This is a genomic window from Nonomuraea sp. NPDC049486 (assembly GCF_040676925.1).
GTDB classification, from domain to species: domain Bacteria; phylum Actinomycetota; class Actinomycetes; order Streptosporangiales; family Streptosporangiaceae; genus Nonomuraea; species Nonomuraea ferruginea.
Genome location: NZ_JBFAPV010000001.1, coordinates 422132 through 437330, shown reverse-complemented (window position 1 = coordinate 437330; position 15199 = coordinate 422132). Strand labels below are relative to the sequence as shown.

Sequence of the window (15199 nt, the reverse complement as noted above, 5' to 3'; positions counted from 1 at the left end):
ATAAGGCCGCGTACCTCCCACCATGCACAGGCTTTTGCGTGGCGAAGTAGTGATGTTCGGCGGCTTCGCCCTCGCGGCAGCGGTCACGATCCTCCTGGTCATGCCGCAGGCGAACACGGCCGTGCTGACAGAGGTGACGCAGACGTCCACGGGCCCGCTCGGGCCCGCGGACCGCGACTTCCTCGTCAAGGTGCGGCAAGCCGGCCTCTGGGAGATCCCCGTCGGCCAATGGGCCCAGAAGCGCGCTGACTCCGCGCGGGTCAAGGACGTCGGGCAACATCTCGTGGAGGACCACACGAAGCTGGACGCGCAGGTACGCCGGGTGGCGGCGAAGCTCAACGTCCCGCTTCCCGATCGGCCGAGCCCTGACCAGCAACGGTGGATGGCGCAGCTGGCGTCCGAGACCGGTCCGGCATTCGACAGGGACTTCGCCCGCCTGCTGCGTGCGGCACATGGCAAGGTGTTCGCCGTCGTGGCGAACGTGAGGGCGGGCACCCGCAACGCCGAGATCAGGAAGTTCGCCGGGACGGCCGTGACCGTGGTCATGCGGCACATGATGCTGCTGGAGTCCACCGGCCTGGTCAATTACGACGAGCTTCCGGAGCCCCCGTTGCCCTCACAGGCAGCACCCGCCCCAGCGGCGGTCGACCCGAGGAGACAACCATGAGATCCAGACGCATGGCCGCGGCCATATCCGCCTTAGCGGTGGTGGCCGGCGGGCTGGTGTCCGCAGTGGTCGTCGGCGGCGCTCAACCGGCCTTCGCCGACTGTGAGATCACCGAACAGCGGCCTCCTGGTCAGCAGCAGAACCAACCGCAGGACCAACCTCAGGACCAGCCTGAAGACCAGCAGCAGGACCAGCCACAGGACCAGCCTCAGGACCAGCCGCAGCAGAGCCAGGCTCCGCAGGAGCAGGATCAGGAGAACCAGGGCCGGGACGACGACCAGCAGGGCCAGGATCAGGGAGCCCAGCAGGACCAGAACGGCGACGGGCAACAGAACCAGGAGAACCAGAACCAGAACGACCAGCAGGGCCAGGACCAGGGGGCCCAGCAGGACCAGAACGGAGGCGGGGCCCTCGTCGACCCGCCGGCGGACCCTGAGGCGTCCGCCGAGACCTTCGGGCAGCGGAACCGGGACCAGGACCGCGACCGCCGCCGGAACAGGCCCAGGCCCAGTCAGCAGCCGTCCAGCACCGCCTCACCGTCGCCCACCGGAGGCCAGGAGTCGGACTGCCTGAACATCGGCCCGTTCGTGACCGACTTCGTGGACATCAGGCAGATCCCGCGCAGCCGGCAGGACGCCCGCATCGGCCGAGGCGGCTCGCGCGGCACGTTCGTGTCCCGCTGCGGCACCAACGGTGAGGGCCACTTCAACCCCGACAACTTCATCGTCGCTCCCGGAGTGCGCAATGGGGCACACCACCTGCACGACTACGTGGGCAACCTGTCGGCAGACGCCTTCTCGACCGACGAGAGCCTGGAAGCCGCGGGCACCACGTGCCGCCTGGGCGACAAGTCCACGTACTTCTGGCCGGTGCTGCGCGACCGCACGGTCGACGAGAACGTCGACGACCCCGACCGCAACGTCGGCCAGGTGCTCCGTCCGCGGTCGGTGACCCTGCAGTTCCGCGGCAACGCGCGTGCCCGGGTCGTGGCGATGCCGCGCTTCCTGCGGATCATCACCGGCGACGCCAAGGCGGCCACCAACGGCCCGGCCAACGCCCGCGCCGGCTGGTCCTGCAGCGGCTTCACCAACCGGATCAGCTCCGACAAGTACCCCCTGTGCCCGCGCGGCAGCCAGGTCCTCCGGATCATGGACTTCCCGAGCTGCTGGGACGGCCAGAACAACGACAGCGCCAACCACCGCACGCACATCGTCTTCCCGGACCAGAGCGGCGCCTGCCCGCAGGGCACGCAGCCGGTCCCGCAGCTGCGGATGACTCTGGCCTACTCGGTGCCGAGGGGCCCCTCGTTCGCCCTCGACGCCTTCCCCGAGCAGTTGCACAACCCGGTCACCGACCACGGTGACTTCGTGAACGTGATGCCGGAGCGGCTCATGTCCAACGTCGTGAACTGCATCAACCGAGGCCGTCGTTGCTGACCTCCGTCCCCGGGAACAGCAACGAGGCCGAGTAGGCCCTCCCGAGTCGCACCCTCATCCGACCTTGGAGGGAATGGATGCTCCACAGACGACACCCCCGGCACGCCCCCACTCAGCTGGATACCAGGAACATCCGGCTCGGGGCGAGCGCGTCGATCGCCGCGGTCCTTCTGTCGGTCTTCGCACTGACACTGACGGATCGCGGCATGGAGATGCTCGGCCGAGGGGTGAGCTTCCTCGAGTACTACGCGGGCGTGCTGGCGCTGGTGTCCCTGACAGCGACGGTGGCCCTGGGGTTGCTCACCACCGAACGCGTTTTCCTGTCCCCGGCGAACCGGGTCCGCGCGCAGCTCGCGCACCGGGCCGCCGCGTTCGCCGGGACGGCGTTCCTGCTCACGCACGTCGCGCTCATGATCTCGCTGGAGCACGTCTCGCCGGCCGCCGCCGTGATCCCCGTCGAGGGGATCTACGTCGGGTTCGGGACGATCGCCTTCGACGCGATGGTCGTGGTCGTGATCACGGGGATCGTACGGGGAAGGTTCGCGGTGACCGGCAGGCCGTGGGTGTGGCGGCTGATGCACGCCTCCGCCTACGTGGCCTGGCCGGTCTCCATCCTGCACGGACTCACCGCGGGCCGGTGGGCGGCGAGCTGGGTCTCCTGGTCGTACATCGCCTGCCTGGCCGCCGTCGCCTCGGCGCTGCTCGTCCGCCTGCTCGCGACGATGCTGCGGCCGCCGCAGACCGCGGAGTGGGTCGACGCGCCCGAGGCCAGTGACGCACCCGTCGAGGTGCCCGCGGGGGTCAACGCGCCGGTGAGCCTCGCCGAGGCCCGGCGGAAGTACCGGGAGGCGGGATGACCCCGCCCATGATCGACCAGGAGAAGCCGTGATCCCCCATTCGGTGCCGCGCGTGCTGCGGCTGGGACCGGCCCGGCTCACCGCCGGACTCGACCACACCAGGCGGCTGGACCTGCCGGCGCATCGAACGCTCCACGGCGACCAGGTGCCCCGCACGCTGGACGACATCATCGCCCAGGTGGAGGAGGTGGACATGCGCGGGCGCGGCGGCGCGGCGTTCCCGTTCGCGCGCAAGCTGCGGGCGGTCTCCGACGCCGCCGGCTCGGGCGAGTGCGTGGTCCTGGTGAACGGGGCCGAGGGGGAGCCCGCCAGCTCCAAGGACGCGATGCTGCTCGTCCGCAACCCGCACCTGGTGCTGGACGGCGCCGTGCTGGCCGCGGAGGCGCTCAACGCCCGTGAGGTGGTGGTCGCCACCGTGGCGGGCGAGGTGGCCGAGTCGTCCATCACCGCCGCCGTGGCCGAGCGGCGCGCCGCCAACGTGGCGGGCGCCGCCGAGAGCCGCATCGGGATCCGCGTCGTCGGCCTGCAGGAGCGGTTCATCTCCGGCGAGGGCGGCGCGCTGGTGCGCGCCGTCAACGGCCTGGAGCCGGTGCCGCCCGGCCGGAAGCGGCGGGCCAGCACGAGCGGCGTGGACGGACTGCCCACCCTGCTGTCGAACACCGAGACGTACGCGCAGCTCGCGGTGCTGGCCGAGCTCGGCGCCGAGCAGTACGCGAAGGTGGGCACCAGCAGGGAGCCCGGGACCGTGCTGCTGACGGTGAGCGGCGGGGCCGCGAACCCGGCGGTGGTGGAGGCCCCGACGGGCACCAGGCTGATCGACGTGCTCGACGTGTGCGAGTCGGAGATCGGCGACGGCGTGCTCATCGGCGGCTACCACGGCGCCTGGCTGGACTCCCGCACCGCGATGTCGGCGATCGTCTCGCGTGAGGGCATGAAGCAGGCGGGCGGCAGCCTGGGCGCCGGCATCGTGGTGCCTCTCGGCGAGTCGACCTGCCCGGTCGGCGAGGCGGCCCGGGTGGCCGCGTACCTCGCCGCCCAGTCGTCGGGGCAGTGCGGCCCGTGCCGGCTGGGCCTGCCCGACGTGGCCAGGGGCCTGACGGCGCTGGCGGACGGTACGGGCTCGATCGACGCGGTGCGCCGCTCGGTGCGCGCGGTGGAGCGGCGGGGGGCCTGCTTCCACCCGGACGGCACGGCCAGGTTCGTGCTGTCGTCGCTGGACGCGTTCGAGGAGGACATCGCGCTCCACCTGGAGCACGGCTCCTGCGGGCGGCCGGTGCGCGGCGTGCTGCCGCTGCCGGAGCGCGAGGACGAGCCGGAGTACCGCCTGGACGTCGACTGGACCCGCTGCCAGGGGCACGGGCTCTGCGCGCACCTGCTGCCGGAGTTCGTGACGCTGGACGACTACGGGTTCCCGTCGTTCAAGACGGTGCCCGGCTGGATGCTGAAGGAGGCGAACCGGGCCGTGGACATGTGCCCGGCGCTCGCCCTGCGGCTGGCGGAGGCGGGTTGACCGCTACAGGCCGAGCAGCGGGAGACACGGGCCCAGGTGGTGGATCTCGATCCCCTCCACCGGGGTCCAATCGGCGCGGGGCAGGCGGAAGTTGCGGGTGACGACCGGCCTGCCCTGCCGCCTGTGCAGGGTGATGCCGTCATCGTGGTAGCCGAACTTCCTGGTCACCGCGATCGAGGAGTGGTTGTCCTCGAACGCCTCGGTGGTCGCGTACTCGGCGCCCAGGCCGGCGAAGGCCAGGTGGAGCACCGCGCCGCGCATCTCGGTGCCGATGCCCATGCCCTGGAACCGGCGGCCCAGCCAGGACCCCGACGACACCTCGCGCAGGAGCGTGAAGTCGCGGCCGGCCAGCGCCTGCGTGCCGACGATCCGGCCCTCGAAGACCACCACGAAGTCCAGCGACCACTTGGCCGGCGACAGCTCGCCCCACTGCCGGAAGTGGTACTGGATCGTGCTGTGGGCCCGTTCGGCCGGGGCCGCCTCGGACCAGGGGAACAGGAACGGCATCACGCCGGCTTCGTGCACGCCTTCGGCCGCCCGTTCCGCGAGCTCGTCCAGGTCCTCAAGTGAGGGATAGCGGAGTTCGAGACGCGGCGTCGTGATGGAAAGTCGAAAAAACGGCCAACTACGCATAGTTCCGTATATTTCCACCGAAAGGCCGCGTCAGCGAACGCTTTTCTCTCGACTGTCAAAAACCCGCGAAACGCTGAAAAGCGGCCCATCGTCCGTACATGATGGACTTCACTCGGCAAGGGCCGGTGTCAGCGGGCAGGACTCCCGCCGGTACCTGCCCGGAGCGACCCCGTGCGCGCGCTTGAACGCGTTGGCGAACGCGAACTCCGAGCCGTAGCCCACGCGGCGCGCGACCTCGCTCAGCGGCGCGTCGGTCGAGCGCAGCAGCCGCGCGGCGGTGGCGAGCCGCCACCAGGTCAGGTAGCCCAGCGGCGGCTGCCCCACCAGCGTGGCGAAGCGGCGGGCGAAGGCGGCCCGGGAGAGCCCGGCCAGCTCGGCGAGCGAGGCGACCGTCCACGGGCGGGCGGGGTCGCCGTGGACGGCCTCCAGGGCGGCGCTGATGCCGGGGTCGGCCAGGGCGGCGGCCCAGCGGCCGACCGTGCAGCGCTCGACGTCGAAGTCCAGGTAGGCGCGCATGATGTAGAGGAGCAGGGTGTCGAGCAGGGACGCCACGATGGTGTCCGCGCCCAGCCGCGGGTCGGCGATCTCGGCGGCGAGCAGGTCGACGGCCGCGCGGAGCTCCCGCTGCTCGCCCAGGCGCGCGGGCAGGTGGATCAGGTCGGGCAGATCGCGCAGGATCGGGTGGCCGAGCGTCTGGTCGAGCCGGTAGCCGCCGCAGAGCGTCACCGTGACCGCGCCGGACCCGCCCGCCGAGGCGGAGGCGAACAGCTCGATCTCCCCGTCGGGACCGCAGTGGCTGTCGGCGATCTCGGTGGCCGGCGAGTCGGCCAGCACGTAGCCATGGCCGTGCGGGAAGAAGAGCACGTCGCCGACGTGGAGCTGGATCGGCTCGCCCGAGTCGGGGAGCAGCCAGCAGGACCCTTGCAGGATCACCTGGAAACCGGCGGAGCCGGGCATCGCGGGGAACCGCTGACCCCACGGCGCGTGCCAGGCGACGCGCACGGAGTGGGGCAGCCCGACCCGCATGCCGGCGATCACATCGCTGAGTACGTCCACAGGGTGAGTCTAGCCCGGAAGACGATCGCGTATAAACGACAGACATTCACGCATTGGAAGGCGCACCCATCCCCCCTACCGTTGCTTGCGGCAGAGGAGGATTCCGTGACCAGGACCCTGATGCGCGCCGCGCGCATCCATGAGTACGGCGACGCCGGCGTGATCCGTCACGAGGCCGTGCCGAGACCGTCTCCCGGGCCGGGCGAGGTGCTCGTCCGGATGGCGGCCACCTCGTTCAACCCTTCGGAGGTGGGGCTGCGGGCGGGCTACCTGAAGGACGTACTCGACCTGACGCTGCCGCTCACGCTGGGCTGGGACCTGGCGGGCACCGTCGCCGAGACCGGCCGGGGCGTCACCCGCTGGTCGCCGGGCGACCGGGTGTTCGGCCTGGTGAGCGGGAGCGCCGCCGAGTACGCGGTCGCGTCCGAGACCGAGCTGGCGGCCGCGCCGGAGGGCATCCCGCTGGCCCACGCCGCCGCGATCCCCGTCGCCGGGCTGACGGCCTGGCAGGCGGTGTACGAGGAGGCGGGGATCCGGGCCGGGCAGCGGGTGCTCGTCAACGGCGCGGGCGGCGGGATCGGCCTGTTCGCCGTGCAGCTCGCCAAGCGGGCGGGGGCGACCGTCACCGCCACGGCGAGCCCGCGCAGCCGGGAGGCGGTGGCCCGGCTGTGCCCTGACGAGATCGTCGACTACACGGCGGAGCCGCTGCCCGGCGGCATGGACGTGGTGCTCAACCTGGCGGCCGTGGCCCCCGCGGACGCGGCGGCGCTGGCCTCGCTCGGCGACCTGGTCATCACCGTGGCCACACCGGTCGAGGCCCCGAACGCCCGCCACTTCGTCAGCCGCGCCGACCCGGGCCAGCTCGCCGAGATGGCGGCGCTGATCGACAAGGGCGAGCTCGTCGTCGAGATCGCCGAGACCCACCCGCTCACCGCGTCGGCCGAGCTGCACCGCAGGGCCGAGGCCGGCGAGATCCGCGGCAAGATCATCATCACTTTCTGAGGAGCACTTCGTGATCAGGATTGGCATCGTCATCGGCAGCACCAGGCCCGGACGGGCGGCCGAGACCGTCGCCCGCTGGGTGCACGACCTGGCGGTCAAGCGCGGCGACGCGGACTACGAGCTGGTCGACCTGCAGGACTTCGCGCTGCCGCACCTGGACGAGGCGGTGCCCGCCGCCATGGGCCAGTACGCGCGTGAACACACGAAGGCGTGGTCGGAGCGGATCTCCGGGCTCGACGGCTTCGTGTTCGTCACCCCCGAGTACAACCACTCGTACACGGGGGCGCTGAAGAACGCCATCGACTTCCTCTTCCACGAGTGGGGCGACAAGTCCGCGGGCCTGGTCAGCTACGGCGTCGACGGCGGGGCGCGGGCGGCCGAGCACCTGCGGCAGGTGCTCGGCCAGGTCAAGATCGCCGACGTGCCGGCCCAGGTCACGCTCTCGCTCTACACCGACTTCGAGAACATGAGCGTGCTGACCCCCGGTCCGCACCAGGAGGAACGGGTCACGGTCATGCTCGACCAGGTCGGCTCGTGGGCGAAGGCGCTGCGCCCGCTCAGGGTGTGAAGTAGCGCAGCACCTCGGGGTTGGCCATGGCGTCGGGGTTGGCCGCCTGCTCGACGGGCGTGCCGAGCAGGATCTTGCGCACCGGCACCTCGAGCTTCTTGCCCGACAGCGTGCGCGGGATGCCGGGCACCGCGTGGATCTCGTCGGGCACGTGGCGGGGCGACAGCTCCTTGCGCAGCGCCGTGCGGATCGCCCGCTCCACCTCGGGGGTCATGTCGGCCCCGTCGGCGAGCGTCACGTACAGCAGCAGCCGCCCTTCCTGCCCGAGCTGACCGGTGTCGATGACGAGGCTGTCGGCCACCTCGCCGAACCGCTCCACGACCCGGTAGAACTCGCTGGTGCCCATCCGGACGCCGCCCCGGTTCAGCGTCGAGTCGGAGCGGCCGTAGATGACGCAGCTGCCGTCGTCGTTCAGCTTGATCCAGTCGCCGTGGCGCCACACGCCCGGGTAGACGTCGAAGTAGCTCTCCCGGTAGCGCTCGCCGTCGGGGTCGTTCCAGAACCCGACCGGCATCGAGGGCATCGGCGCCGTGATGACCAGCTCGCCGACCTCGCCGACGACCGCCTTGCCGCTGGGGTCGAAGGACTCCACCTTCGCCCCCAGCGACCGGCACGGGATGACCCCGGCCCTGATCGGATGGAGCATGGTGGCCCCGACGAACCCGGTGCAGACGTCGGTGCCGCCGGAGAACGACCCGATCGGCACCCCAGGCAACCGCTCGCTCACCCAGGCGAACCCCTCCGGCGGCAGCGGCGACCCGGTCGAGCCGACCCCGCGCAGCCGCTCCAGCCCTTCGGGGACGACCCCGGCCTTCATCGAGGCCATGAGGTACGGCGCCCCCACCCCGAAGTAGGTCACCCTCTCGGAGGCGGCGATCCGCCACAGCGCCGCGGGCGACGGATGGGCGGCCGAGCCGTCGTAGAGCACCGGGGTGGCCCCCACCAGCAGGGCGCCGATGAGGTAGTTCCACATCATCCAGCCGGTCGTGGTGTACCAGAAGAACACATCGCCCTCACCCAGGTCCTGGTGGAAGGAGAGCGACTTGAGGTGTTCCAGCACCACGCCGCCGTGACCGTGCACGATCGGCTTGGGCAGCCCGGTCGTGCCGCTGGAGTAGAGGATCCACAGCGGGTGGCCGAACGGCACCCGCTCGAACTCCAGCGGCCCCGCCACCGCGCGCAGCCCCTCCCAGCCGATCACCTCGCCGTGCGGCACCTCGGCGGTGTCCGGCCGCGCGGGCTCGGCGTGCTGCGGCGGCCGCCCGTCCTCGGCGGCGGCGAGGTACGGGATCCACACGGTGGCGCGCAGGCTGGGCAGCGCGGCGGCGATCTCGTTGACCGCGTCCGAGCGGTCGAAGCTCTTGCCGTTGTAGCGGTAGCCGTCGACCGCGATGAGCACCTTGGGCTCGATCTGCGTGAACCGGTCGACCACGCTCGGCACCCCGAAGTCGGGCGAGCCGGCCGACCAGATCGCGCCGAGCGACGCGGTCGCCAGGAACGCGATCAGCGCCTGCGGGATGTTCGGCAGGTAGCCGGCCACCCGGTCGCCGCGCCCGACCCCGAGCCGCACCAGGCCGGCCCGCACCCGGGCGACCTCGTCACGCAGCTCGGCGTACGAGATCTCCTGGCGGGCGCCGTCTTCCGAGACGAACACGACCGCGGTGCCCTCGGTGCGCCGCAGGGCGTTCTCCGCGTAGTTGACGGCGGACCCGGTGAACCATTCGGTGCCGGGCATCGTCCCAGAGATGACGGGCCCGTCGCCACGCTCTCCGACCACCTGGAAGTAGTCCCAGATCGACGACCAGAACTCCGCCGGGTGGTCGACCGACCACTGCCACACGTCCTCGTACGCCTCGCCGGGGCGGCCCAGCCACGCCAGATAGCGTGTCAGCTCGGCGCGGGCCACGATCTCGTCGGTCGGTTCCCAGAGAAGTGCACCTTCAGCAACCATGTGCCCCATCCTGTCGGCAGGCCGGGCGGGATTCATACCCGCGTTCCCACATAACTTGCTAGCGCCTCAGGTGGTCCACCGCCATACGCGCGGCCGTGCCGATCACCGCGTCGGCGCGCGGATGGTTGAGTGCGGCGCTGAAGGCGCGGGTGATGACCGCCACGGCGTAGCGGCCGCCGTCGGGATACTCGACCACGCCCGCCTCGCCGCGCATCGTCGGCAGCGTGCCGGTCTTCCCGCTGACCGCCACGTCGTCGTACGGGAAGCCGGCGGCCAGCCGGTGCGGCCAGACCTGGAGGTTGAGCACGGTGCGCATCCACGCGCAGGACTCGGGCGAGGCGGCCTCGTCGTGCCAGATCAGCCCGAACAGGCGGGCCAGCTCGCGCGGGGTGCTGCGGTTGGTGCGGGCGGGGTCGAGCGCCCGCATCCTGGCCAGGTCCTCCGGGTCGAGGTACGGCCAGCCGTGCCCGGTGTCGACCGCCATGCTCCCGTTGGTCTCCCCCGCGGTCATCAGCACGCGGGTGGCCTCGAACCCGAACCCTTCCAGCATGGCGTTGACCGCGTCCATGCCGACCCTGGACAGCAGCGCGTCGGCGGCGGTGTTGTCGCTCACCGCGATCATCAGGTAGGCCAGGTCCCGCAGCGACATGGTGACGTCGTCGTGCATGGCCGACAGCCCCGTTGGGCCGGCGGCCCGGTCGGCGGCGGTGACGGTCACCCGGCCGGTCAGGTCGAGCAGCCCGGCGTCGGCCTGCCGGCAGAGCTCGACCATCAGCGCCACCTTGAACATCGAGGCCATCGGCAGCCACTCGTCGGGGTCGTGGCCGACCTCCCGCCCGGAGTCGAGGTCGGCGGCGAACAGCCAGCCGGTCACGCCCGCCACCCGGAACAGCTCCGCGAACGCCGGCCCGGTCATGCCAGCATCCCCGGCCTCCGGCTGACCCGCCGCACGGGGGCCGCCGCCTCGTCCGTCATCCCGGCCCGCTCCTTAAGAATCCGTACGGCCAGCGCGGAGAAGCCCTTGACCGCCTCCGTCTCCGCCCGCCAGGCCGTGGAGACCTTATAGGCGATGGGGGAGCCTAGCAGCGGCCGCCAGGCCAGGCCCGGCACCTCCGCCCTGGGCGCGAACGCCACCGCCATCCCGGCCAGCACCAAGCCCAGCCCGGCGCCCTGGTGGACCTGGCCGGGCACGTAGCCGTGACGGCGGCACTCGGCCAGCGTCTCGGCGTGCATGCCGGGCTCCCCCTCTCTGGGCGGCATCAGCAGCTCGCGCCCGCCGAGGTCGGCCAGGTGCAGCTCGCCCGCGCGGGCCAGCGGGTCGCTCTCGGCCAGCAGCACGCCCTGCGGCTGCACCAGCAGCGGGCCGAAGCCGAGCCCGGGGGCGTTCACCGGGTGGCGCACCAGGCCCACGTCGATCGTGCCGCCGGCCAGCGCCGTCACCTGGTCGGCCGTCCAGATCTCCGCCGGCGCGAGCCGTACGCCCGGACTGGTCTCGCGGAAGCCCTCGACCAGGGCGGCGATCGCGGCGGCGGCCAGGTCGGGCGGCACGCCGACCTTCAGCACGGCGCCCTCGCCGTGGCGGGCCAGCTCGTGCAGCCTGTCGACCCTGGCCACGATCTCCCTCGCCTCGCCGAGCAGCAGCCTGCCCGCCTCGGTGAGCCGGACCTGGCGGCCGCCCCGGTCGAACAGCCGCACGCCCAGCTCCTCCTCCAGGCGCTTGATGCGCTGGCTGAGGGGCGGCTGGGCCATGCCGAGCCGGATCGCGGCGTTGCCGAAGTGGAGCTCCTCCGCGACGACGGTGAAGTAGCGGAGGTGGCGGACCAGGTCCATGGCCAGCCACTATATCTAGATATATATCGATGAGGGCCATATATCAGTATTGGACAGGCTGTGTCGGGCTCTGCTGTCCTCGTCGCATGGCTTCGCAAATGGGGGAAATGTACGCATATCTGCAGCCGGAGGCCGCTCCCCGGCGCAGGAGACGCAGGTGGCCGTGGATCGGGGCCGCGATCATGGTGCCGGTGGTCGCCGCGGGGACCGTATGGGCGCTGCGCACCACGGGCTCACCGGAAGAGGTGGCCGACGCCTACCTGACGGCGTGGAGCGGGGGCGACTACGCGGCGATGCGGGAGCTGGTCGCCGACCCGCCCGCCGACTTCGAGCGCCGCCACCGCCGCTTCCTCGCCGACCTGAAGGCCGAGCACATCACGCTGCGGCGGCACGTGCCCAACGGCGTCTTCGCCGCGAGCGCCGAGGACACCGGCTCGGTCAGCTTCACCGCCGCCGTGCAGGGCGCGGGCGACTGGAGGTACGGCGGGGAGCTGAAGGTCGTCGAGCGGGACCGCACCTGGAAGATCGACTGGAGCCCGGCCGCGCTCCACCCGGAGCTGACCGGGAACCGGTCGATCAGGCTCATCCGGGTCGAGGACGAGGCCACCCCGGTGCTCGCCGCCGACGGCACCCGGGTCGACGCCCCCGGCTCCCCCGGCTCGGTGCAGCAACTCGTCGCGGGGCTGCGCGAGACCTACCCCGACCGGTTCGCCGAGACCAAGAGCAACCTCGTGCGGCTGTACGAGGGCGGCAAACCGGTCAAGACCCTGTCGGGGACGCGGGAGAAGGAGCCCGTGCGCATCACGGTCGACCTGAAGGTGCACGCGGCCGGCGCCGCGGCGCTGGAGGACGTGGACAAGCCGGCCGCGCTCGTGGCGCTGCGGCCCTCCACCGGGGAGATCCTGGCCGCGGTGAACAAACCCGGCGGGTTCAACCGGGCGCTGCTCGGCAAGTACCCGCCGGGCTCGACGTTCAAGGTGGTGACCGCCGCCGCGCTGGTCGCCGGCGGGGCCGAGCCGGACGCGGACGTGTCCTGCCCGGCCGAGCAGAACATCGGCGGCTTCCCCTTCCACAACGCCGGGTTCAAGGACTTCGGCACGCTGTCGTTCCGTGACGCGTTCGCGCACTCGTGCAACACGACGTTCGGCGACATGACGGTGTCGGGCCTGGGCGCCGAGCGCCTGGCGGAGGTGGCGCGGAGCTTCGGCTTCGGCGAGAAGATCACCCCGGGGGTGCCGGCGGTCAAGGCCGACTTCCCCGCCCCGAAGGACGCCACCGACCTCGCCTCGGCCTCCATCGGGCAGGGCAGGGTGCTGGCCAGCCCGCTCAACATGGCGTCGGTGGCCGCCGCGATCGCCGACGGCGCCTGGCGCCCGCCCCGGCTCGTGGCCGAGGAGGCGGTGCCCGACCGCACGCTGCGGCCGCGGCCGCTGGAGGACGACGTGGTGGCCGCGCTGCGCGACCTCATGCCCGCCGTCGTCACCGACGGCACCGCGCACGCCGTACGCTTCCCGCCCGGCACCGCGGGCAAGACCGGCACCGCCGAGTACGGCTCGGGCAAGGAGCCGCCCTCGCACGCGTGGTTCATCGGCTACCGGGGCGACCTGGCCTTCGCCGTCGTGGTGGAAGGCGGGGGCGCGGGCTCCGCGGTGGCGGCCCCGGTCGCGGCCCGTTTCCTGCGTGAGCTGAGCTGATCATCCCGCGCCTTCGGAACCGGCCTGGTCGCCCTGATCAGCCCGCCTTGCGGTCCATCGGGCTGGTCAGCGCGGCGACCGCCGCCACCACCTCGGCGGCGTTCGACAGGTCGGGCAGCACGATGTCGGCCCCCGCCTCGCGCAGCTCGGCCGCCGTCGCGCGCCCCGAGGCCACCGCGACCATCCCGGCCCCGCCGATGCGGGCCGCCTGCACGTCACGCGCCGAGTCGCCGATCATCACCGTGTTGGCCGAGGTGAACGGGACGCCCAGGCGTTCCTTGGCCCGGCCCTGGGCGACCTGCAGCAGGCTCGCCTTCGGGTAGGGCTCCTCGCCGTAGCCGCCGAGCTCGAAGTCGACGTACTTGTCGAGCCCGAACGCCTTGAGCTTGAGCACCGCGTTGCTCTTGATCGTGCCGGTCAGCACGGCCTGGATCGCGCCGTCGAGCCGGGCCACGGACCTGAGCGCGTCCTTGGCCCCGGCCATCATCCGGCCCTCCTTGGCCAGCCGCTTGCGCCGGTCGGCGAAGGCCGCGGACAGCGCGTCGAGGAAGCGCGGCAGGTGGTCGTCGTCGGCGACGACGCCGTTGACGGCCAGCGTCTCGAAGATGATCTCGGAGTCGGGCCGGCCCATCGGCGGCACCAGCTTGACCAGCGGCCGCCCGGTCACGGCGCGGAACGCCTCGACGTAGGCGTCTCTGGTCACGATCGCCACGTCGACCAGCGTGAGGTCGACGTTCCACAGCACCAAGCGGTTGATGGCAGCCTCCTGAAAGCGAACCCTTGCCAGGTTACGGCCAACTCCGCCGCCGGGGCCGCCCTCCGCCGGTTTCAGGTATGGTCGAGCGCCTCGGCGAGCGTGTCGACGACCGGGAAGCCGGTCGACTCCAGCTCCTCCCTGGTCGACATGCCCCCGGTGTAGAGCACCGCGCGGGCGCCGACATGGCGGGCCGCCACCCCGTCGTCGACGCTGTCGCCGATCACCAGCACGTCGCGCGGGCGCACGCCGACCGAGGCGATGTGGGCCTCCATGTGGGCCGCCTTCTCCCCGCCCGTCACGCCGAGCAGCCCGTCGACCCGGTTGAAGTGGCGGGTGATGCCGAACGAGTCGACCTTCGGCACGAGATGGGAGTGCGGCGCCATGGAGCAGAGCGACTGCGTGCCCGTCCACGTGGTCAGCGTCACCTCGGCGTCGGCGGCCAGCCCGCAGACGCCGCTCAGGCGGTAGTAGGCGTCGTGGAAGCCGTCGTCGAGCAGCTCCCACTCCCCCTCGGTCAGCGGCCTGCCCAGCATCCGCTCGTACGCGACCCAGATGGGCCTGGTGTAGACGGCGCGGAACCCGTCGGCGGTGAGCGGGGGCAGCTCGTACGCCTTGAAGACCTCGTTGGTGGCTCCGACCACGGCGTCGATGTCGTGGAAGAGGGTGCCGTTCCAGTCCCACACGATGTGCTTCGTCATGTCACCCGCCTGCCTGGTCGAGGGTCAGGAGGTCGGGGATCTCCTGCGTCGCGTACCACATCAGCTCGTGGGCCTCGGCGCCGTCGACGACGAACCGGGCGTCGTCGTCGCCCCCGTCGGCGTCGGGGAGCGCGGCGACGGCCGCCTTGACGTCGGCTACCGCGTACTCGTCGTCGACGTGCACGGCCGCCACCTTGGCCAGCGGGACCGGCTCGGCGACCCGTACCCTGCCCTTCTCCTCCACGTCGGCGTTCGCCTGGATGGCGCCGTCGGCCACCTCGGCGGCCACCACGACGCGGCGGGGCGCGGCGTGCACGCCGTCGGCCAGATCGGCGGCGAGCATGCGCAGCGAGGCGCGGGCGGCCTCGGTGAGGGCGACGTACTCGAGCTCCTCGGTGTCGCCCGAGGCGTACCACTCGACCAGCGCGGGCGTCACCGCGTAGCCGGTCAGCGGGGCGGGGCCGAGCTCACCGGTCTCGACCGCCCTGGCCAGCGCCGGCAGGGTGCACGGCAGGTAGACGCGCATCAGGAACCTTTCGC

The 15199-nt window shown here is 72.1% G+C and carries 15 protein-coding genes; 7 read left to right on the top strand and 8 right to left on the bottom strand.

Annotated features, from left to right (window positions below):
* The first annotated feature begins 34 nt into the window (after positions 1–34).
* From AB0K05_RS02095 to AB0K05_RS02080, 4 genes are all read left to right on the top strand, one after another.
* A complete protein-coding gene (locus AB0K05_RS02095; RefSeq protein ID WP_364225772.1) occupies positions 35–667 on the top strand; it encodes a DUF4142 domain-containing protein in 633 nt (210 codons plus the stop codon).
* Positions 664–2103, top strand: a complete 1440-nt coding sequence (locus AB0K05_RS02090) for a DUF1996 domain-containing protein (protein ID WP_364225769.1) — start codon at positions 664–666, stop codon at positions 2101–2103. The genes AB0K05_RS02095 and AB0K05_RS02090 overlap by 4 nt, the downstream gene beginning before the upstream one ends.
* 77 nt (positions 2104–2180) lie before the next feature.
* On the top strand, positions 2181–2960 hold the full coding sequence (locus AB0K05_RS02085) for a hypothetical protein (protein WP_148034196.1): 780 nt from the start codon (positions 2181–2183) through the stop codon (positions 2958–2960).
* Positions 2961–2988: 28 nt separating this feature from the next.
* Entirely contained in the window at positions 2989–4470 is a 1482-nt protein-coding gene (locus tag AB0K05_RS02080) for an NADH-quinone oxidoreductase subunit NuoF family protein (RefSeq protein WP_148034197.1), read from the top strand.
* Between the two features lie 3 nt (positions 4471–4473).
* Here AB0K05_RS02080 and AB0K05_RS02075 read toward each other — a convergent pair whose 3' ends face one another.
* On the bottom strand, positions 4474–5103 hold the full coding sequence (locus AB0K05_RS02075) for a GNAT family protein (RefSeq protein ID WP_148034198.1): 630 nt from the start codon (positions 5101–5103) through the stop codon (positions 4474–4476).
* 108 nt (positions 5104–5211) lie between these two features.
* Positions 5212–6159 carry an AraC family transcriptional regulator gene (locus AB0K05_RS02070; RefSeq protein ID WP_148034199.1) on the bottom strand — a complete coding sequence of 316 codons (948 nt, stop codon included), beginning with the start codon at positions 6157–6159 and terminating at the stop codon, positions 5212–5214.
* Positions 6160–6264: 105 nt separating this feature from the next.
* On the opposite strand from AB0K05_RS02070, the gene AB0K05_RS02065 reads away from it, so the two are divergent.
* Together AB0K05_RS02065 and AB0K05_RS02060 are read left to right on the top strand one after the other, a co-directional pair.
* The gene (locus AB0K05_RS02065; RefSeq protein WP_364225763.1) at positions 6265–7161 is read left to right on the top strand and encodes an NADP-dependent oxidoreductase; all 897 of its coding nucleotides are present in this window, start codon (positions 6265–6267) and stop codon (positions 7159–7161) included.
* Between the two features lie 10 nt (positions 7162–7171).
* The gene (locus AB0K05_RS02060) at positions 7172–7729 is read left to right on the top strand and encodes an NAD(P)H-dependent oxidoreductase (RefSeq protein ID WP_364225760.1); all 558 of its coding nucleotides are present in this window, start codon (positions 7172–7174) and stop codon (positions 7727–7729) included.
* On the opposite strand, the gene AB0K05_RS02055 is transcribed toward AB0K05_RS02060, so the two are convergent.
* Genes AB0K05_RS02055 through AB0K05_RS02045 form a run of 3 tightly spaced genes read right to left on the bottom strand, consistent with a single transcriptional unit; the run spans position 7719 to position 11510 of the window.
* Positions 7719–9680, bottom strand: a complete 1962-nt coding sequence (locus AB0K05_RS02055; protein ID WP_364225757.1) for an acetoacetate--CoA ligase — start codon at positions 9678–9680, stop codon at positions 7719–7721. The genes AB0K05_RS02060 and AB0K05_RS02055 overlap by 11 nt on opposite strands.
* Positions 9681–9738: 58 nt before the next feature.
* On the bottom strand, positions 9739–10596 hold the full coding sequence (locus AB0K05_RS02050) for a serine hydrolase (protein WP_148034202.1): 858 nt from the start codon (positions 10594–10596) through the stop codon (positions 9739–9741).
* Complete coding sequence (locus AB0K05_RS02045; RefSeq protein WP_219543552.1) at positions 10593–11510, bottom strand: LysR substrate-binding domain-containing protein; 918 nt, start codon at positions 11508–11510, stop codon at positions 10593–10595. The genes AB0K05_RS02050 and AB0K05_RS02045 overlap by 4 nt, the downstream gene beginning before the upstream one ends.
* A gap of 107 nt (positions 11511–11617) precedes the next feature.
* Here AB0K05_RS02045 and AB0K05_RS02040 point away from each other — a divergent pair, with 107 nt between their 5' ends.
* A complete protein-coding gene (locus tag AB0K05_RS02040; protein ID WP_271276705.1) occupies positions 11618–13204 on the top strand; it encodes a penicillin-binding transpeptidase domain-containing protein in 1587 nt (528 codons plus the stop codon).
* A gap of 37 nt (positions 13205–13241) precedes the next feature.
* On the opposite strand, the gene AB0K05_RS02035 is transcribed toward AB0K05_RS02040, so the two are convergent.
* From AB0K05_RS02035 to AB0K05_RS02025, 3 genes are all read right to left on the bottom strand, one after another.
* Positions 13242–13949, bottom strand: a complete 708-nt coding sequence (locus tag AB0K05_RS02035; protein WP_364226712.1) for a haloacid dehalogenase-like hydrolase — start codon at positions 13947–13949, stop codon at positions 13242–13244.
* 83 nt (positions 13950–14032) lie between these two features.
* Positions 14033–14659 (bottom strand): HAD hydrolase-like protein, encoded by a 627-nt coding sequence (locus tag AB0K05_RS02030; protein WP_148034205.1) that lies wholly within the window; start codon positions 14657–14659, stop codon positions 14033–14035.
* A gap of 1 nt (position 14660) precedes the next feature.
* Positions 14661–15185 (bottom strand): hypothetical protein, encoded by a 525-nt coding sequence (locus AB0K05_RS02025; RefSeq protein WP_148034206.1) that lies wholly within the window; start codon positions 15183–15185, stop codon positions 14661–14663.
* Positions 15186–15199 lie beyond the last annotated feature (14 nt).

Coding starts and splice junctions, on each gene's coding strand:
- AB0K05_RS02090 (WP_364225769.1), top strand. CDS start 664: ATGAGATCCAGACGCATGGCCGCGGCCATATCCGCCTTAGCGGTGGTG.
- AB0K05_RS02085 (WP_148034196.1), top strand. CDS start 2,181: ATGCTCCACAGACGACACCCCCGGCACGCCCCCACTCAGCTGGATACC.
- AB0K05_RS02075 (WP_148034198.1), bottom strand. CDS start 5,103: ATGCGTAGTTGGCCGTTTTTTCGACTTTCCATCACGACGCCGCGTCTC.
- AB0K05_RS02055 (WP_364225757.1), bottom strand. CDS start 9,680: ATGGTTGCTGAAGGTGCACTTCTCTGGGAACCGACCGACGAGATCGTG.
- AB0K05_RS02050 (WP_148034202.1), bottom strand. CDS start 10,596: ATGACCGGGCCGGCGTTCGCGGAGCTGTTCCGGGTGGCGGGCGTGACC.
- AB0K05_RS02045 (WP_219543552.1), bottom strand. CDS start 11,510: ATGGACCTGGTCCGCCACCTCCGCTACTTCACCGTCGTCGCGGAGGAG.
- AB0K05_RS02040 (WP_271276705.1), top strand. CDS start 11,618: ATGTACGCATATCTGCAGCCGGAGGCCGCTCCCCGGCGCAGGAGACGC.
- AB0K05_RS02030 (WP_148034205.1), bottom strand. CDS start 14,659: ATGACGAAGCACATCGTGTGGGACTGGAACGGCACCCTCTTCCACGAC.
- AB0K05_RS02025 (WP_148034206.1), bottom strand. CDS start 15,185: ATGCGCGTCTACCTGCCGTGCACCCTGCCGGCGCTGGCCAGGGCGGTC.